Below are 18,539 nucleotides of genomic sequence, written 5' to 3'. Positions count from 1 at the left end.
ACCGGCCGCGCCCGCGGCCAACGGCGCCGCCACCACGCCGCCCGCCACCACGGCCCCGGCGACGGCTCCATCTCCGGCGACGCCACCTGCAACCGATTCGGCTACGCCGCCGGCTACCAATGGCGTTACCTTGCCGGTGACACCGCAGGTTCCGAACCAGTAGTCGGTAGCGTCAGATGCCGCGATCTGTTGTTGTTTCAACACAGTCGCGGCAAATGGCACACGATCACGAAGATTCGACCGCACCCCGTGCTTGAGGCCCGTACGCCACTTCGATTATAGATTGCCGGCGGCACTTTCTGCGCCCTTGGGGGGCGCCGGGCGACGCCGTGGGCAACAAGCATTGAACGATCGGATCTTCGCCATGCAGCTTCGCAGCTTCATTTTCATGGGGTTTTGTGCCGTATTCGGCATGAGCTCCGCGGTCTTCGCCGGCACTCCGGCAATGACCTCACCGCAGGCGGTTGGCAAAACCGCTGTCATCAACGTCGCCGCCAAGAGCGATGCGACGCAGCTGAAGCTTCTCAAGAAGAAGAAAAACCCGAGCCCGGATGATCTGGCTCAGATCAGCAAGCTCGAAGACAAGATCGCCGCCGACAGGGATCTCGCCCGCGTCAAGGCGCTCGAGGCCCGCAAGCTGGCGATGCGCGATGCGGCGAAAGCCAGGGCCGATGCCCAGCGCCAGGCGTTCCTGGCAAGCAAGGGCAAGCCGGTCGTGGTTGCCGACGCCAAGCCAGGCAAGAAGACCACCAAGATCATCGCTCCGGTTGACCCGATCGCGCCGATCGAGCCGATCGAATCGGCTGAACCGCTTCCGGCCGAAGCGATGAATATCGCGCTGACCGGCAACAATGGCGAATTGCGCAGCGAGGCCCCGGGCCAGAAGCCGACGAGCGGCGGACTGTTCGCCGGCCTGTTCGGCGGCACGTCCTCTGCCTCGTCGATTGCCTATCTCCCCGAAACGCGCGCGCTCGACCAGGCTCTCGCCAAGCGGCAAGCCAAGAAGCAGTTCAAGGTGAAGCCGGAATTCGTGCCGCAGGACGTCGAATTCAGCGGCTATGAGCCGGGTACGATCGTCATCGATACCAGCGCGCGCCGCCTCTACCTCGTCGAATCGGCTTTCACCGCCCGCCGCTATGCGATCGCGGTCGGCCGCGAAGGCCTGCAGTTCAAGGGCAAGGTTGCCGTTGGCGACAAGCAGGAATGGCCGCGCTGGATCCCGACGCTCGACATGCAGAAGCGCGAACCCAAGCATTATGGCCAGTACAAGGACGGCATGCCCGGCGGCGGCCAGAACCCGCTCGGCGCCCGCGCCATCTATCTCTACGACGGCAAGAAGGACACGCATCTGCGCATCCACGGCACCATCGCGCCGCAGTCGATCGGAACCAGCGCTTCCAATGGCTGCTTCCGCATGATCAACGAGCACGTCATGGACCTCTACAGCCGCGTCAGGGTCGGCACCAAGGTCGTCATCATCTGACGCTTTCACAAACCTGCCGAAAGGGCCGGCTTTTGCCGGCCCTTTTGTTTTGACCAAAACACCAGTCTCGAACCTCGGGACTATCGCGCCTTCTCTTGAAAAAGCCTCAGCGGCGGTTTTTTCTCTGGCGGAATCAATTCGGCCGCGTTAAGCGATAACTCCCATGGCGCGATATGTATTCATCACAGGCGGCGTGGTTTCCTCACTTGGAAAAGGCATCGCTGCAGCGGCCCTTGGGGCTCTCTTGCAGGCGCGAGGCTATCGCGCACGCATCAAAAAGCTCGATCCCTATCTCAATGTCGATCCCGGAACGATGTCGCCTTACCAGCATGGCGAGGTTTTCGTCACCGATGACGGCGCCGAGACCGATCTCGATCTTGGCCATTACGAGCGCTTCACCGGCCGCTCGGCCAACCAGCAGGACAACATCACCACCGGCCGCATCTACAAGAACATTATCGAGCGCGAACGGCGCGGTGACTATCTCGGCGCCACCGTGCAGGTCATTCCGCATGTCACCGACGAGATCAAGAATTTCGTGCTCGACGGCAATGACGACTATGATTTCGTGCTGTGCGAGATCGGCGGCACGGTTGGCGATATCGAGGCGATGCCGTTTCTCGAGGCGATCCGCCAGCTCGGCAACGATCTGCCGCGCAACAACGCCGTCTATGTCCACCTGACCTTGATGCCTTACATCCCCACGGCCGGCGAGCTGAAGACCAAGCCGACCCAGCATTCGGTCAAGGAACTGCGCGGCATCGGCATCGCGCCCGATATCCTGTTGGTCCGCGCCGACCGCGCCATCCCCAAGGAAGAGCGCAGAAAACTGTCGCTGTTCTGCAATGTGCGCGAAAGTGCCGTCATCCAGGCGCTCGACGTGCCCCACATCTATGACGTGCCGATGGCTTACCACAAGGAAGGGCTCGATTCGGAAGTGCTGGCCGCCTTCGGTATCGATCCGGCGCCGAAGCCGCGCATGGAGCCCTGGCAGACCGTGTCCAACCGCATCCACAATCCGGAGGGCGAGGTGACGATTGCCATTGTCGGCAAATACACCGGCCTCAAGGATGCCTACAAATCGCTGATCGAGGCTTTGTCGCATGGCGGCATGGCCAACCGCGTCAAGGTCAAGCTCGACTGGATCGAGAGCGAGATTTTCGAGAAGGAAGACCCGACGCCGTGGCTGGAAAAGGTGCATGGCATCCTGGTGCCCGGCGGCTTCGGCGAGCGCGGCTCGGAAGGCAAAATCCTGGCGGCGAAATTCGCCCGCGAGCGCAAGGTGCCGTATTTCGGCATCTGCTTCGGCATGCAGATGGCCTGCATCGAGGCAGCGCGCTCGCTGGCCGGCGTCGAACACGCCTCGTCGACCGAATTCGGTCCGACCGACGAGCCGGTCGTCGGCCTGATGACCGAATGGCTGAAAGGCAACATGCTGGAGAAGCGCCGCGAAACGGGCGATCTCGGCGGCACCATGCGGCTTGGCGCCTATCAGGCTGAACTCGCCAAGGGTTCGAAGATCGCCGACATCTATGGCGACACCCAGATTTCCGAGCGCCATCGCCACCGCTACGAGGTCAATATCGACTACAAGGAGCGGCTGGAAGATTGCGGCCTGGTGTTTGCCGGCATGTCGCCCGACGGCGTGCTGCCGGAAACGGTCGAATACCCCGACCATCCCTGGTTCATCGGCGTCCAGTACCATCCGGAGCTGAAGAGCCGGCCGCTTGAGCCGCATCCCCTGTTCGCCAGCTTCATCTCGGCCGCGGTGGACCAGTCGCGACTGGTCTAGGGCCACGGTGAGGTTTCGCAGCTGATGCAGACCTATGTTGCGCTGCTCTACAGCATTATCCTCGGCGAAGGCCGCCGGGTCGTCATGGCCGACCTCAAGGCGATGGCTGAACAGCTTGGGCTGAAGAACCCGCGCACCCTGGTGGCGACCGGCAATCTGGTCTTCGAGACACGGGCGACCGGCATCGCCAAGCTGGAACAGCGGCTGGAAACGGCCTTCGAAAAAACCTTCGGCCGCAACGTCGTCATCATCGTGCGCACTGCCGAGGATTGGCTGAAACTTGCCGCCGGCAACCCATTCCCGGCCGACTCTGCCGAGGCAGGCGATCAGGTGGCTGTGCGGGTGATGCGCAAGCCAGCGCCAGCGGATGGTGTGGCCGCGCTCCAGACCTATGCCGCCGAGGACGAGAAGGTGGCTTCGGTCGATGGCGACATCTGGGTCGTCTTTTCGCGCGAGCGGCCAAGCTCGCGGCTGCTCGCTGCCATGAACCACAAGCGCATGGGCATCGGCACCGCACGCAACTGGAACACGGTGCGGAGGTTGGCTGAGATGGTAGGGAGTAGGGAGTAGGGAGTAGGGAGTAGGGAGTAGGGGTTATACTATTCCCTACTGACTACTGACTGCTCCCTATCTCTCATTTCACGCCTTCGCCGTCCTGGCCCCTGCGCCAAGGGCGGCGGTGCGAAGGACGTAGTAGATGACCCCTGCAATGCCGACGCCGAAGAACCAGCCATAAACGCCCCACCATGCCGGTAGCAGGTTCGTGAAGTTCGGCAGGACCGAGGAGAAGATGGCGCCGATGCCGGCGGCTATGAAGGCGTTGATGTGCCAGCCGCCCTGGAAGCGGAACTCGCCATCTTCGCGGTACAGTGCCTCGACGTCGACCTCGCCCTTCCGGATCAGATAGTAGTCGACCATCATCACCCCGAAGATCGGCCCCATCGTCGCGCCGATGACGTTGACGAAAGATGCGGCACTGCCTTCCCACGGCGCGAAGGGATAGAGCACCAGCGCGATTACGGCCGCGATATAGCCGCCCTTCTTGAAGTCGATCTGCCGCGGAAAGACGTTGGAGAAGTCGAAGGCCGGCGAGACGAAGTTTGCCACCACATTGATGCCGAGCGTCGCCACGGCAAAGGTCAGGGCTGCAAGCGCTGCCAGGAACCAGCTGTCGAATTTCGCCGAGATCTGGTCGGGATGCAGAAGCACTTCGCCATAGACGTCGAAGGCAGCGATGGTGGTCACGCCGGCGACCAGCGAGAACAGGATGAGATTGATCGGCAGGCCCCAGATGTTGCCCTTGCGCAGCGATGCCTTGTCTGGGGCATAGCGGGCGAAATCGCAGAAATTGAGATAGAGCGCCGAGAAATAGGTGACCCAGATCGCGGCCACCGCAAATAGCGACGTCCAGGAGCCAGGGGTTCCGGGTACGCCGGCATCCTTTGTCTTGTCGAGCAGCACATCCATCGGGATGTCGCTGGTAAAGGCAAATCTCCCGGATTTTACACAGAGATAGATCGCCAGGATCAACATCATCACCCAGACCGCCGGTCCGGCCCAATCCTGGAAGCGGCGCACCGTTTCCATGCCGTTCTGGATGATCAGCAATTGCAGTGCCCAGATGACCACAAAACAGATCACTTCCAGACCCGTATGGCCGAGGAAATGCGTGTTGGCGTTGAAATCGGCGAACCATTGCGAGCGGATCAGCAACGCCACGATCGCGCCCGATGCCGCTGCCGTCTGCGCGCCGTACCAGAAGCAGGCGACGATGGCGCGCACCAGGGCCGGAATGTTGGCGCCCCAGATGCCGAAGGACGCGCGCGCCAGCACGGGGTAGGGCACGCCGGTCTTCACGCCGGCATAGCCGACCATGTTCATCAGCGCGTAGATGATCAGCGAACCGATGCCGATGGCGATGATGAAATTGACGAAGCCGCCGCAAAACAGGAACAGGCTTGCGGCGAGATAGTAGCCCCAGAGGCTGTGGACGTCCGACGTCCAGACGTTGAAGATCGAGAACGGCCCCCAGTTTCGGACTTTGGCCGGAGCCAAATCCTCATTGTATAGATCGGGTGATGCGCCTTGTATGGTCATTGCGATGTCCTCCCCTTGATGCCGCACGCGCCCTCACGCGTCGACTGCGCAGGTTATGCCTGACGCAGGGGAACCGGCAAGCAATCCATTTGCCGGCTTTGGCCTTAAAGATATTCAATGAGAACAGCGCTTATCGATCGGCTTTTGGCGAAGGTCGGCGCAATCGCGGCGATCTTGATTCGACCCGCAGACGGCAGCGATCAGGACGCTTTGCGGTTGAGGGCCGGTGATGCGTCGAAATTGGCGGCAAGCCAAGCTATCGCGCAGGTGACATCATCGAGCCTGTATTGGGCCACGGTCGGCCCACGCGGCTTGACCCGGATCGAGATGCCGCCGGCCTCGTTGATCGCCTCGAAACCGTTTTCGTCGGCGGTGTCGTCGCCGAGAAAGACCGGCCGCCGTCCGGCAAAGGGCGGGATTGCCATGAAACGCCGCACGGCAGCGCCCTTGGCTGCTTCGAGCGGCATGAGTTCGACGCCGGCGTTGCCCGGGATAACCCGATAGCCCTTGGGAAGCTCGGTCAATGCCTGTTCGGCGAGATGCGTTGCCCTGGCCAGCAGATGCGGCGCCGCACGCGTATGGATGGCGAGGATCGGACCCTTGCGCTCGATATGAACAAGGCCATCATCCAGTTCGGCTTCGATGGCGTCGGCAAGGGCAGCGATATCGGCGGGAGCATCGGCGGTAACGACCGGGCCGTCCGGCGTCAGCCGGTGTTCCAGCCCATAAAGACCCGCAACACGCAGCTTCAACGGATGAAACAGGCGGTCGGCGCCTTCGACCGAGCGGCCGGTGATAAAGGCGACAGCGCCGTCCAGCCGTTCATCGACGATGCCGAGGAGGTTGCGCAGTTCGTCGCTCACGGACACGGCGTCGGGGTGCGCGGCGTGCTCCAGCAACGTGCCGTCGATGTCGAGGAAAAGCGCCCATTGTCCTTCCGGCAGGTCGGGTGCGGTTGGCAGGCCCGGTGCTTTCGACAGGCTATTCATGACGCCACCTTCCGCATGCGGTCGAACAGTGAGACGATGTTGCTGCCGGTGTTTGCGGGCCGCTCGGCGACACTTGTCGCTCTTTCGAGGTCGCCGCGTTTGCGCAGGCGCGCCGCATCGAGCAGCATGCTGCCGGCCCAGCGAAAGACATTGTTGTCGCGCACTATTTCGCGCATCGGGCGCATGCGCTCGCGTTGTTCGTCCGGTGACATGGTCAGCGCCTGCAGCAACACCTGGCTCATCATCGCCGCGTCGTAAGGATTGACGATCAGTGCTTCCAGCAGTTCGCGCGACGCGCCGGCAAACGTGCTGAGCAACAGCACGCCCTGTTCGTCGTCACGCGCGGCGACGAATTCCTTGGCTACGAGGTTCATGCCGTCATGCAGGCTGGTGACCATGCAGATGTCGGCGGCGCGATAGATCTCATAGATCTGTTGCTGCGAATGGTGCTCAGCCACCATGACCACGGGCTTGTAGCCGTCATGACCGTAGCGCTGGTTGAGCTCGTTGGCATAACGCAGGCATTCATCGTGCAATTGCTGGTAGGCCGGCAGCGTGCCGCGGCTTGGGGCAGCAATCTGCAGGAACACTACCTTGCCGATCCACTCGGGGTGGCGCGTAAACAATTCGTCCAGCGCATGGAAGCGATCGAGGATGCCCTTGGTGTAGTCCAGGCGCTCGACGCCGACGCACAGCTTGACGTCCGCCGACAGGCCGAACCGCTCACGCAGGCGGGCGCGGCTTTCCTCGACCGGTGGCAGTTTGGCCAGGAGTTCGGCCGGCCATTCGATGGAGATGGGATAGGCGTGCACCAGGGTCGTCCGCCCGCCATACGAGATCGCGGCGTCGGCGCGCTCGATGCGGCTTTCCAGGAACCGGTCTACGCTTTCAGTGAAATTATTGGCATGAAACTGGGTGTGAAAGCCGATGATCGAGCTCCCGAGCAGTCCATCAAGAACGCGTTCGCGCCATGGGCAGATGCTGAACACTTCGGAGTTCGGCCACGGGATGTGCCAGAAGGTGATGATGATCGCCTCCGGCAGGCGCTCGCGGATCATGCGCGGCAGGAGCGCGAAATGGTAATCCTGAACCAGCACGATCGGCCGCTCATTGCGCGCCTCGGCAACCACCATATCGGCGAATTTGCGGTTGACGGCCTCATAGGCCTCCCAGTCCGAGGCACGGAAGACCGGCCGGGTGAAGGCGATATGGCAGAGCGGCCAAAGCCCTTCATTGGCAAAGCCGAGATAGTAGCCCTGATATTCGTCGTCGCTCAGCCACACGCGGCGCAGCGTATAGGACGGATTGTCCGGCGGCACCTGAACCCGATCGTTGCTATCGACCGTCAGACGATCCGCCGTTCCGCCGCCATAGGCGATCCAGGTGCCGCTGCAGGCGCGGGTGATAGGCTCAAGCGCCGACACCAGGCCGCTGGCCGGCACCAGAAGCTCGACGCCGTCGTCCTTGATGTTGTGGATATAGGGTTCTCGGTTCGAGACGACGATGACCTGCGCGTCCGGCAGGTCGTCGGCAAGTATCTTGCGCAAGGTGTCGGGCGACCAGTTCACCAGCGCCGCGTCGGGAGATTGTCCATTCTTCTCGAACTCCCGCAAAACCTTGCGCGTCGCTTCCGATGCGACGTCCTCGCCGGCAGTCGGTGCAACCGTCAAGCTATGGCTACGACGTTGCCTGGAGATCGATAACAGAACGGCTAGAATCGAAAGGCCAAGGCTTGCAAGGATCAAGACCCAGAGCAGGGCCATGCCATAATCGGTCATTCCAATTCCAACTCAATTTTGGCCGTCAGGGCCTTTTTCTTCATGGTTCCATTTGAGTGTTCGCAGCCGACGATCGCCCGTGAGAACCTGTGTTTTTTGCAACGCACAAACCCTGGGATCGGTTCCCGTTGAAAGCCGTTCCGATCATGTCCGCACGATCAGCGGAACCAGCCCTTCATGGCGGTCGGCGAGAAAGGCGACGACGCGGTCGCCGACACGCTGGAAGGTAAGATCGACCCTCTTTTCGCCGACACCCAGATGCCTGAGCGTCAGCGTATCGATGCCGATCGGCAAACGGGGTCGAGTGACGTGGATTTCGCCGTTCCAGCCGTCGATTTCCAGACCGAGGCACGCCTGCATCAGCATGAAGGCCGAGCCTGCCGACCAGGCTTGCGGCAGGCAGGCGACGGGGTAGGCGATCGGTGCTTCACCCGGCGAGCGGGTAAAGCCGCAGAACAGTTCCGGCAGCCGCATGTTGAAATGCACGGCGGATTCGAACGTGCCGCTCATCAGCCGCACCACGCTGTCACGCTCGCCGAACCGCGCCAGGCCGGCGCCGCACATCGCCGTGTCATGCGGCCAGATGGAACCATTGTGGTACGACATCGGGTTGAACAGCACAGCATCGTCGGAAAGCGTTCGCACCCCCCAGCCGGAGTGGAAGGAAGCCGAAAGCAACTGGTCGGCGACCATCTTAGCCCGCGCCGGTTCGGGCAGGCCGACATAGAGCAGGTGTCCGGCATTCGACGTGCGCACCTTGCACGGCTCTCCGGCGCCGTCGATCGCCAGCGCATAGAAGCCGAGATCGTCCAGCCAGAAATCACGCTCGACGGCGATCCGCATCTCTTCGGCGCGATTTTCCCAGTGCTCGGCCTGCGCGAACTCGCCCCGGCGGCGGGCGAGAGCGGCAAGGCCCCTGAAGGCGGCGAAGACATAACCCTGCACTTCGACCAGCGCGATCGGCCCCTTGGGAATGCGCCCGTCGGCGTGGAAGACGGAGTCGAAGCTGTCCTTCCAGCCCTGGTTCGCAAGGCCGGATTCGGCAGCGCGCTGATAGGTGACGAAGCCGGTTGCGCGGCTCGCCTCTTCCGTCCACTTGGCGGCGGCGCAGAGAGACGGCCACAGGCTGGCGATGAAGTCCATGTCGCCGGTGCGTTCGGCATAGGCGCAGGCGAGGTGGATGTAGAGCGGCGTGGTATCGACGCCGCCATAGTAGCGGCCGAAAGGCAGTTCCTGCAGCGCCACCATCTCGCCCTTGCGCGTCTCGTGCATGATCTTGCCGGGCTGCGAGTCGCTGAAAGGCGATGTCTCGGTCGCCTGGTGCTGGGCGAGGAAGGCAAGCACGCCGCGCGCCAGGCCGGGGTTGAGCCATAGCATCTGCAGCGCCGAGATGACGCCGTCACGGCCGAAGGCCGTCGAAAACCAGGGGATGCCGGCATAGGGGTAGGGGCCGGTCGACAACTCGGTGGTCAGCAAGGCGACATCCGCGCGGGCGCGTTCGACCCAATCGTTGAAGACGCGACCCGAACTGTGCACCGTCGCGCCATGGCGGCGCTTGGCCCGCATGCCGAAACGGGCGCGCGCCGCGGCCGCCCGGAAGCGGTCGCGGTCGGGCGTTTCGGTCAGTTCCGCGCCGACCTCGACGTAAAGCATCTTGCTGCTGCGCTTGGTCACTGCGATGAGGAAATCCGCGCGCTCGGCGCTCAACTGGTCTGGCGGCTGCGAGAACGAGATCGCCGACACCCGCGCCAGCCCGTCCAGTCCGTCATAGCGCAGCAGCACCGAGGCAGGCGCGATCTCCGCTGCATGCGCCATTCCGCGCTTCGGCCGGGTCGAACCGCGCACCTCGAACATGTCGCGGAAATCGGCGGCAAAATGCAGCGAGACGCGGATTGCCGAATGCTCCTGGCTGTAGTTGGAAAGGGTGATGCGCTCGAACAGCCGGTCCTGCCACAACAGCCTGACGCGCTCGATATGGATGGCGCCCTGCGGGATGTCGCGGCCACCGACGCTTTGCATCGGCAAATTGGTCATATTGCTGGTGAACAGCACATTGTCCTGGCTGAGCGAGGCGCCGAGCAGCGATGTCTGCCGGCCGCCGACGGTGAGCCTGAACTCCGACAGCACCCGGGTGTCGTCACGGAAGAAACCGTCGCCCGCACCCCTGATATCGCCGTAGGCATCGGCCACGGCAAAACAGTCGCCTTGCTTTAGGGCAAACAGCCGGTGCGGCTCGCGCGGCGCGGTTTCGTCCAGGGAGGCAAGGGCCACGGCAGGGTCGAGCTTGCGCTCGTCAAGTTCGGTCATCAGTCACAAATCTCTGTTTCGGGCTCGGAACGTCCGCCGTCGTTCACGACGCTTTCGATTCAGCCGGGGCGCCGATGAGACGCGCATAGGCAGTGAGATAGTCGCGCGCCATCCTGTTGGCGGAGAACCGACTTTCGAAGACGGCGCGCACCTTTCGCCGGTCGAGTTGCAGCAAGGCCGGCACCGCGGCGACCGCGGCGTCGAGAGAATCGACGACAAATCCGGTAACGCCATGGTCGATGACTTCCGGCAACGCACCGCAGTTCCAGCCGATGGTTGGCGTACCGCACGCCATCGCCTCGATCGCGGCAAGGCCGAACGGCTCGGGCCAGTCTATCGGAAACAGGAGACCAGCGGCATTGCCGAGGAATTCAGTCTTCTCACCCTCGGCGATCTCGCCGACATAGTCGATGCGGTTGCCATCGATCAAGGGCTCGATCGTCTCATGGAAATAGGCGCGATCATCGTCGCCGATCTTGGCCGCCAGCTTGAGCTTCATGCCCGACCGCAAGGCGATGTCGATGGCCCGGTCCGGCCGCTTGTCGCGCGAAAGCCGGCCGAGAAAGGCAAGGTATGGTTCGCCCGCCGCCGTCTCGAAGGTCGGCTGATAGAGACCCGTCGGCAGCCCGTGATGGATGGTGGCCAGCCAATTGGCATTCGCAAGCCCGGTCTTCTGGCTGTGTGAGATCGAGACCAGCGGAAAGCGCGGAAAGCGCTCATAGGCTGGCGCCAGATCGACATAATCGAGCCGGCCATGAGGCGTCGTCACCGTCTTGTCCGGCATGGTCTCGAAGAACGAGAAATGCAGGAAATGGCTGAGATGAAAATGAATGATATCAAAGTCGTGGGCTCGGTTCCTCACATCGGCAAGCATCGCAAGATGCGCCGCCGTGTCCGATTTCAGCGGACGCGGATCGAGGCGCAGCGCGCGTTCGCGTCCTGGTATCAGTCTGGCCGACGTCCGGCTGTCGCCGCTGGCGAACAGCGTCACCTCATGGCCGAGTTTGACCAGCCCTTCGGTCAGATAGGAAACGATGCGCTCGGTGCCGCCATAGAGAAGGGGCGGCACCGATTCGTGCAAAGGGGCGACATGGGCTATCCGCATGGTTTGAACGTGTCCCTCAAGGCAATCACGAGAGCGAAATGCATCAGCCGGCCTAACGTTCCGGACAAAAGCGGGCGTCGGCAAGCCAAGCCCACCGGCGCAGATTTTTTTGCAATAAGCGGAACAAACGCGCTATCCGCGAATTTAATAGGGTTGGTCCGCGCTGCGGCCGACCAGGGAGAGAACAAAATGGACCGCTTGCATTTCTTTACGCCCGTGCGCATTGCGCGCGGGCAGGGACACCCCGTCGAGGAAGTCGACAGCGTTGCCGAAGCGATGGTCTTTTTGCAGAAATGGCCATTGGGACGGCGTGGGCCTGTGTATCAATGCGCCGTGAATTGCTGCTCCGCGGCCCTGTCGGGCAGAATGTCGGCCGAAGCAGCCAGGAAGGCGTTCACGGGCTTTGCCCGCATCACCCGGCTGCTCGATGATGACATGGCCCTGCCGATGGGCGGCGAAAGCATGGCGGAAGTCCGCGCGCTGAGGCGCTAGACGCCGTCCAGCCATTTGGCTATTGAACACCCGGGCTTTGGCGGCGCGGGCATCATCTTTTTCGCACCGGAGTATTCCGACGCGGCCCTTCACCTCATGGGCCACACTGTGCTTTCATGCGGCGTTTCGCATGACCGGTGGGTGACGACCAATCCACGGGCGGTCCGAACGTGGAGGGATAGACAATGCCGAGACTGATCCTGGGAACACTCGGCGCTATCGTCATCGCCCTCATCTGGGCGGTCCTTGCCAGTTTGATGGGCGCGCCATCGATCGTGATCACGGTCGGCGCGGTCGCCATTGGGGCCGGCGTCTACACCTACGTCGACAGACGCTCGCATTGACAGTCCCCGGTCTGCCGCGCGCTCGACCAATTGCACGCCGGTGTTGACGCGCGCGGCAGCCGCGGCGGGCATTCTTCAAGGATGATGTTGCTGGCCGCATAGAGGGCAAAGGCGCAGACCGGGCGCCACACGTCGGACTGGGCTCACCCAGAACTTGGGAGATCGTCAAAGATCTTTCCATCCGGCCAATGTAGATCGAAACGGCGAATCCGTGGATTTCCGTGGAACATCGTCGCCTCGAAACGCTTCGGGCGTTGCACTGCCCCATCAGTGCACGTTCCCTTGTTCTGTTGGAACTGGCCGGCTGCCGAAAGGTGGCCGGCTTTTTTGTATATAAGCGGAACCTGAAATTACGGGGCTTGTTCTGGATGCGGCAGCGAGCCCCTCGCTGCTGGTCGAGGGCCGTAACCCTTGGCCGGGCCCGCATCGCTCCGCCAGTGGTGCGGGCCCACGGCCTCCGGTTTTTTCCGGGCGTCTGGACTCGCCGATCCTTACCCTGGCCCGGCTAATGCATCACTCAAAAATGGCTCGGTTGTGAGACAATGACATGCACACGCGGCGCTTTAGCACAATCATTCACAAAGCCGTGGGTTCAACTGTTGCCGCCCTTCTTGGCTGGATTGTGCGAATGATGACTGTCCTTTTCACCGCCACCCCCTGAAACTCGGCTTTTGGATCGACGGTCTTCATCCGCCGGGGGTTTGTTGACCTGCAGGGGTTTTCTGGCGTTCTCGTGCGATGCGCCTGGCCCGCCCTGCCGGATCGTGTTCGGGTGTTTCTTCGATGTGGACATGATCACCGATCCTGCTGACGGNCGCCGAGGCGTTGACGGCGATGCGCCTGGCCCGCCCTGCCGGATCGTGTTCGGGTGTTTCTTCGATGTGGACATGATCACCGATCCTGCTGACGGCCCTGATGAGTTGTGTTGACCTTGGTGTTGGCTTGCTGCCCTTGGCGCTCCGGATCCGGCGCTCCGTGAGTGCCGTGCTGGGCATCATCGTGGCTGATCTGTCGCCCTTCTCCTCGACCCTTCTGGCTCTGGTTCTCAGGCGGCACGGGCGGCATTTTGCTCGACATCTGCATCTCCTCGGGTTGGTATCGTGACTCCAAACCGTGATCGTGGGGGGAAGTTCCGTCTGCTTCGTCAGCACCTGTGCTTTTCGGTGCCGACGGAATCTGACTCCCAACGCGGATTTCAAGGAACGGCAGCGGCCCGCGTTGCTGGTCGAGGACAGGCAATCTCTGGGCGGGCCCGCGTCGCCCCGCCAGTGGTGCGGGCCTGCAATATAAATCCTAAGACTGGGCTGCCATCGCAGTTTATTGCGAGCTTCCGGCGACTTGCGTAGCGGGCTGCAGTGGCTTTCAGGAGAGCAGCGTGTTGTATCCGGTCGATTTGGAGCGACCGAAATACAGTGCTTGACCACGTTGCTGACATGATCGGTGACGAGCGCGGTGTCGCGCCTGGATCGCGGCAGCAGCCTCTGGTCCGATCTGCCCGCAGCTGATGGCAGCTAAAACGACGTCAAAAGACCTAAGTCTCTTTGATCGCCCTCGCTGCTCGCACGAGCGATGACCAGTCAGCTCCCATGGCTGCGACAAGGTCTCGAGCATCTTCGTCTGATATTCCGGTACGGTCTACGAGCTTCCGTGCCAGCAATTCGAATGCCAATTCTATGATCGTCATAGCTCAGCCCTTACGAGAGTCCCCGGGACGTTAGCTTGCAAATGGGTCTTCCGCATTTGCACATGTTAAGCGACCATCACGAATGTCTCATGTACCGCAGAATGTCTGCAGGACGCGCTCATCCGGGCGTGGCGGCTCAGCATAGCGTTCCATTCCCGGCTGCTCATCGAAGGGACGGCTGACGACCGCCAGGATCTCCTCGAACGGTGTGAAGTCGCCGCCCAACGCCGCCTGGATCATCGCCTCGATGCGATGATTGCGGGGGATGAATTTGGGATTGACGGATTGCATGGCTGCCCGGCGCGTGGCCGTGTCGGCTACTTCGCTTGCAATGCGCTGGCGCCACCGCGCCGACCAGGCATCGAATGAGCCTGGATCCTTAAACAACTGCCGCGCCGTGCCTTGGCCGTCCGCAGCGTCGAGGTCATCGCCCAGGCGCCGGAAGCCGAGCGTAAAATCCGCTTCGCCGTGAGCCAGCACGTCCAGAAAGTCGGCAGCGAGTTGCAAGTCGCCTTCCGCTTCGGTCAGCAGTCCGAGTTTTCTGCGGAAGCCGCGCTGCAACACAGCCTCATAGGAGGCCTGGAACGACCTCAGCACCTCTTCCCCTTCAGACACTGCTTCATTCTCGTCCGTGCTCATGAGCGGCAGCAGGGTCTCGGCAAAGCGCGCAAGGTTCCATGTGGCGACACGAGGCTGGTTGGCATAGGCATAGCGACCGGCGCGGTCTATCGAACTGAACACCGCGCTGGGGTCGTAAGCGTCCATGAAGGCGCATGGGCCATAGTCGATCGTCTCGCCCGAGATCGACATGTTGTCGGTGTTCATGACGCCATGGATGAAGCCGACCAGCATCCAGCGCGCCACCAGGTCCGCCTGTGCGGCGACAACGGCCTCCAGCAAAGCCCGGTACGGCCGTGCTTCCCCCGCCAGCTGTGGGAAGTGACGCTGAATGGCATAGTCGGCCAGTATCTTGAGCGCCTCGGTGTCGTGGCGCGCGGCGAAATATTGGAACGTGCCGATCCTGATATGGCTTGCCGCCACCCGTGTCAGGACGGCGCCGGGCAGCCGGACCTCGCGATAGACCGGGTCGCCGGTGAGCACCGCCGCAAGGCTTCGCGTCGTCGGAATGCCGAGCGCCGCCATCGCTTCGCTGACGACAAATTCGCGCAGGACAGGGCCGAGGGCGGCGCGGCCGTCACCGTTGCGCGAGAACCGCGTGGGTCCCGATCCCTTCAGCTGGATGTCACGGCGAATGCCGTTGACGTCCACTACTTCGCCAAGCAGCAGAGCGCGCCCGTCGCCGAGTTGAGGCACGAAGTTTCCGAACTGGTGGCCCGCATAGGCCAGGGCGATTGCCTGCAAGCCTTCCGGAAATCTGTTGCCGGCAAGCATCGCCACTCCATCCGGGCTGGTAAGCTGGTCGGCATCGAGCCCGAGTTCCTCGGCGAGGGGCCGGTTGAACCGGATCAGCCGCGGTTCGGACACCGGCTTCGGATCTGTTTGCGCGAAGAAGCGCTCCGGCAGTTGCCCATAGCTGTTGCTCAGGGCGGGAAGCCCCATCTGAATGACCGGGGGTTGTTCAGCAGTCGCAGGTGACGTCATGACAAGCTGTCTCTGAAGAGGGGTTCAACAGCTCCCTTCTCGAGGAGCCTGTGTTCATTTGTGCATATAGGGACGCAACGTCGTTGGTGCCATCCGGATCCATCAGGCCGGCACGGGATACAAGCTGGGAACCACCCGCCTCGATTATCGAGGTTCGGGCTGCCGTGGGACGCCGGGCCGTGGCGGAATCCAGAGCTGACCCCCGCATCGCCACTATCTCCGAACTGAGCACCCGGCAATCTAGTCAGTGCGGGCGGGCAATGCCGGGGCAGGGTCTGCCTTGGGTGGCAGCGGCTCTCTCGGGGCCGCTCCCGGCGACGATGTTGAACCCGGTTCGACTCGTTCCTCGGCGATAAGCCGGGCGCCACGCTCATAGGTCAGGTAGCGCCAGAGCCACTGGATCGAGACCTGGACGCGGTGCTGAAAACCGACGAGCAGATAAACATGGATGAGCGCCCAGGCAGACCAGGCGATCCAGCCTTTCAGTTTCAGCCTGCCCGATTCGAACACGGCAGCGTGGCGGCCGACAATGGCCGTGTTGCCTCGATTGCTGAAGGCAAAAGCCGGCAGCGTGTCGCCAGTATCTATCCGGCGTGCCAGTGCCATGCCGAGGTGCTCGCCCTGCTGCTTGGCGACCTGGGCAAGACCTGGCAATGGCTGGCCGTTCCCATCGAGGACCAGTGCGACGTCGCCAAGCGCGAAGACATCGGGATGGCCGACGACCTGCAGGTCGGATTCGACCTTCACCCGACCGCCGCGGTCGAGCCCGACACCAAGCTGGGCGACCAGCGGAGAAGCCGCCACCCCGGCGGCCCAGAGCGTCAAGGCCACCGGGATCACCTGGCCGCCGACGGTGATCTGATGCGCTTCGATCGCCTCGACCCGGTTGCCGAGCGCGACCTCGACGCCCAGGCTTTCAAGGCGCAGACGTGCATATCTGGAAAGCTCCGGGGCGAATCCGGCGAGCAGACGCTCGCCGGCTTCTACCAGAATGATCCTTGTCTTCTCGGGCCGGATGTTGCGGAAGTCGCGCGCCAGTGTGTGCCGGCTGAGTTCGGCGATCGAGCCCGCCAGTTCGACACCGGTCGGGCCGCCGCCGATAATGGCGATCGTCATCAGCCGGGATTGCTCGACTGGATCGGTGGTCCGTTCCGCGTGCTCGAACGATAGCAGCAGCCGTGACCGGATCGTGCGCGCGTCCTCGATGGTCTTCAAACCGGGACAAACCCGAGCCCAGCTCTCCTGGCCGAAATAGAATGGCTGCGAACCGGTGGCCAAGACCAGGATGTCGTAGGGGACCGTGGTCCCATCGGCCAGCACCAGTATCCTGGCCTCGGTGCCGATCTCGGTGACATCGCCGAAGAGAACCTGAACCGAGGGATAGCGGCCCAGGATCTTGCGGATTGGCTCGGCGATGTCAGGCGCCGACAAGGCGGCGGTTGCAACCTGATAGAGCAAGGGCTGGAACAGGTGGTGATTGTGGCGGTCGATGATCGTCACCCCGATTTCCGCCTTGCCGAGCGCCTTGGCAACCTCCAGACCGGCAAAGCCTCCGCCGACCACGACGATGCGCGGTGTCAGGCTCCGGCCGTGGCTGCTCTCGGTGGCGAATTGCATGCTTGATACTCCCCTATCCCTGTCCGGAAGTCATAGCCTGGCAGGAGTGCCTCGCTGCTGGCTGAAGCTACTGCTCACTCCGGCGGCATCGGTCCAGGCAAGGCATCCGGCAATGACAGGCGTCGTGCTGACCACAAGGGCGCCGCGCGCGTGAAGGGCTACCAACCCGCGCCATGAGACGCGGTCGACCGCCCAGATGGTGCCGCTGGCGTCGACCCATTTGAGATGGGCGTCGGCGACTTCAACGGCCCGCATCATCGCCGCCGGTTCCATCCCGGCCCGAAAGACGATGATGGAATTGGCGGCACCGTTGAAGAACGGGCTGGCGCCCGCTGCCAGTCCCGCAAGCAGGACGATGCTGGTAAGCGCTGCCGAAGCACCGCGTGCCGGTCCGCCGCGGTTGGGCAGCACCAGCACCAACACAAGCGGCACGATGCCGAAGATGACCAGCCACGCAATATCCCAGGCGAGCGGCAAGTCGCTGTTCATCTTGATCCGGTGCAGACCCAGCAGCCAGTGAAACACGACGGCATCGACGACATGCCAGACGCCGAACCCGGCGAAGGCGAGCCGCAGGATCTCCGTGGTGGTCCCGGGCCGCGCGCCGGCCGCCCTCGCGGCCACCAGCAGCACCGTGCCGGCGACGGCGAGCACATACATGAAAAGATGGAAGAGACCGTCGGCCATGATCTGGAAGCGCAGGTCGGAACCCACCGGATCGGCGACGCCCGAGAGAAGATGATGCCATTGCAGGATCTGATGCAGGACGATGCCGTCGAAGAAACCGCCGAGCGCGAAGCCGAGCAGCAGCCAGCCGGCTCGCGTTCTCGGGTCGAGTGTCGCGGTGATCGCGTCCATGTCAGGACCACCGGCTCCAGGCCGGGGCGTTCAGTTGCCTGGGCACCGACATGTCCGGCGGCGTGGGGTCATGGAGACCATGACGCGCCTCGAGCCAGAAGGCGGATATCAGCCCACCAACCACCGTCGTCAGAACCAGGGTCGCAGCAATTATCGCCAGCATGGACGTCGATCCTCAGCCGCGCAGGGTCGGCCGCGCGGAACCTAACAGCGACTTCCGTGGAATGTTCCTACCGCCGGTTCGGTGGAGGGAACAATCAAGTTCCAGCACGGTTCGATGCTGGCGACGGACGGCTCAAGCGGAGAAGGTCATGAAAGAATATACGGCGGCAGATCCGGACGGTCTCGACAGCCACCAGCCGACCGGCATCACCCGATGGCTGTTTTCGAC

General features: G+C 62.8%; 16 protein-coding genes. 5 read left to right on the top strand and 11 right to left on the bottom strand.

What is annotated here, in order from left to right; translation table 11 throughout:
- Window positions 1-201 (bottom strand): hypothetical protein (locus tag X730_RS1000000168410; protein ID WP_210164507.1); only part of this gene is annotated, 201 nt, incomplete at its 3' end.
- Window positions 202-364: 163 nt separating this feature from the next.
- On the opposite strand from X730_RS1000000168410, the gene X730_RS135855 reads away from it, so the two are divergent.
- From X730_RS135855 to X730_RS135865, 3 genes are all read left to right on the top strand, one after another.
- Window positions 365-1,483, top strand: a complete 1,119-nt coding sequence (locus X730_RS135855) for a L,D-transpeptidase (RefSeq protein WP_023693456.1) — start codon at window positions 365-367, stop codon at window positions 1,481-1,483.
- Between the two features lie 163 nt (window positions 1,484-1,646).
- The gene (locus X730_RS135860; RefSeq protein WP_023827815.1) at window positions 1,647-3,275 is read left to right on the top strand and encodes a CTP synthase; all 1,629 of its coding nucleotides are present in this window, start codon (window positions 1,647-1,649) and stop codon (window positions 3,273-3,275) included.
- A gap of 24 nt (window positions 3,276-3,299) precedes the next feature.
- Window positions 3,300-3,845, top strand: a complete 546-nt coding sequence (locus X730_RS135865) for a DUF1697 domain-containing protein (protein ID WP_023827814.1) — start codon at window positions 3,300-3,302, stop codon at window positions 3,843-3,845.
- Between the two features lie 69 nt (window positions 3,846-3,914).
- Here the strand turns inward: X730_RS135865 and X730_RS135870 are convergent, their stop codons facing one another.
- From X730_RS135870 to X730_RS135890, 5 genes are all read right to left on the bottom strand, one after another.
- A complete protein-coding gene (locus tag X730_RS135870; RefSeq protein ID WP_023693457.1) occupies window positions 3,915-5,372 on the bottom strand; it encodes an NCS1 family nucleobase:cation symporter-1 in 1,458 nt (485 codons plus the stop codon).
- A gap of 200 nt (window positions 5,373-5,572) precedes the next feature.
- The gene (gene otsB / locus X730_RS135875) at window positions 5,573-6,361 is read right to left on the bottom strand and encodes a trehalose-phosphatase (protein ID WP_023822676.1); all 789 of its coding nucleotides are present in this window, start codon (window positions 6,359-6,361) and stop codon (window positions 5,573-5,575) included.
- Window positions 6,358-8,139 carry a trehalose-6-phosphate synthase gene (locus tag X730_RS135880; protein WP_023710459.1) on the bottom strand — a complete coding sequence of 594 codons (1,782 nt, stop codon included), beginning with the start codon at window positions 8,137-8,139 and terminating at the stop codon, window positions 6,358-6,360. Before X730_RS135880 ends, otsB begins: the two co-directional genes overlap by 4 nt.
- Window positions 8,140-8,283: 144 nt before the next feature.
- Entirely contained in the window at window positions 8,284-10,446 is a 2,163-nt protein-coding gene (locus X730_RS135885) for an amylo-alpha-1,6-glucosidase (protein ID WP_023672688.1), read from the bottom strand.
- 43 nt (window positions 10,447-10,489) lie between these two features.
- Window positions 10,490-11,551, bottom strand: coding sequence for a glycosyltransferase family 4 protein (locus X730_RS135890; RefSeq protein ID WP_023827813.1), 1,062 nt, complete (start codon window positions 11,549-11,551; stop codon window positions 10,490-10,492).
- Window positions 11,552-11,740: 189 nt separating this feature from the next.
- On the opposite strand from X730_RS135890, the gene X730_RS135895 reads away from it, so the two are divergent.
- Complete coding sequence (locus X730_RS135895) at window positions 11,741-12,043, top strand: DUF982 domain-containing protein (RefSeq protein ID WP_023682448.1); 303 nt, start codon at window positions 11,741-11,743, stop codon at window positions 12,041-12,043.
- A gap of 185 nt (window positions 12,044-12,228) precedes the next feature.
- Window positions 12,229-12,387 carry a hypothetical protein gene (locus X730_RS1000000167965; protein ID WP_023682449.1) on the top strand — a complete coding sequence of 53 codons (159 nt, stop codon included), beginning with the start codon at window positions 12,229-12,231 and terminating at the stop codon, window positions 12,385-12,387.
- 592 nt (window positions 12,388-12,979) lie between these two features.
- Here the strand turns inward: X730_RS1000000167965 and X730_RS1000000167130 are convergent.
- The 5 genes from X730_RS1000000167130 to X730_RS135910 all read right to left on the bottom strand — a co-directional run bounded on the left by X730_RS1000000167130 (window position 12,980) and on the right by X730_RS135910 (window position 18,148).
- Entirely contained in the window at window positions 12,980-13,180 is a 201-nt protein-coding gene (locus tag X730_RS1000000167130; RefSeq protein WP_081731702.1) for a hypothetical protein, read from the bottom strand.
- 98 nt (window positions 13,181-13,278) lie between these two features.
- On the bottom strand, window positions 13,279-13,464 hold the full coding sequence (locus tag X730_RS1000000167125; protein ID WP_023682450.1) for a hypothetical protein: 186 nt from the start codon (window positions 13,462-13,464) through the stop codon (window positions 13,279-13,281).
- A gap of 694 nt (window positions 13,465-14,158) precedes the next feature.
- Entirely contained in the window at window positions 14,159-15,631 is a 1,473-nt protein-coding gene (locus X730_RS135900) for a protein adenylyltransferase SelO (protein WP_023827812.1), read from the bottom strand.
- A gap of 282 nt (window positions 15,632-15,913) precedes the next feature.
- Window positions 15,914-17,290 (bottom strand): NAD(P)/FAD-dependent oxidoreductase, encoded by a 1,377-nt coding sequence (locus tag X730_RS135905; RefSeq protein WP_023682452.1) that lies wholly within the window; start codon window positions 17,288-17,290, stop codon window positions 15,914-15,916.
- Window positions 17,291-17,320: 30 nt separating this feature from the next.
- Complete coding sequence (locus tag X730_RS135910) at window positions 17,321-18,148, bottom strand: DUF2243 domain-containing protein (protein ID WP_023827811.1); 828 nt, start codon at window positions 18,146-18,148, stop codon at window positions 17,321-17,323.
- Window positions 18,149-18,539 lie beyond the last annotated feature (391 nt).

The sequence above is a fragment of the Mesorhizobium sp. L103C131B0 genome (assembly GCF_000502275.1).
Taxonomy (GTDB): Bacteria; Pseudomonadota; Alphaproteobacteria; order Rhizobiales; family Rhizobiaceae; genus Mesorhizobium.
The sequence above is the reverse complement of the archived record's forward strand: the minus strand, read 5'-3'. Positions and strand labels throughout refer to the sequence as shown.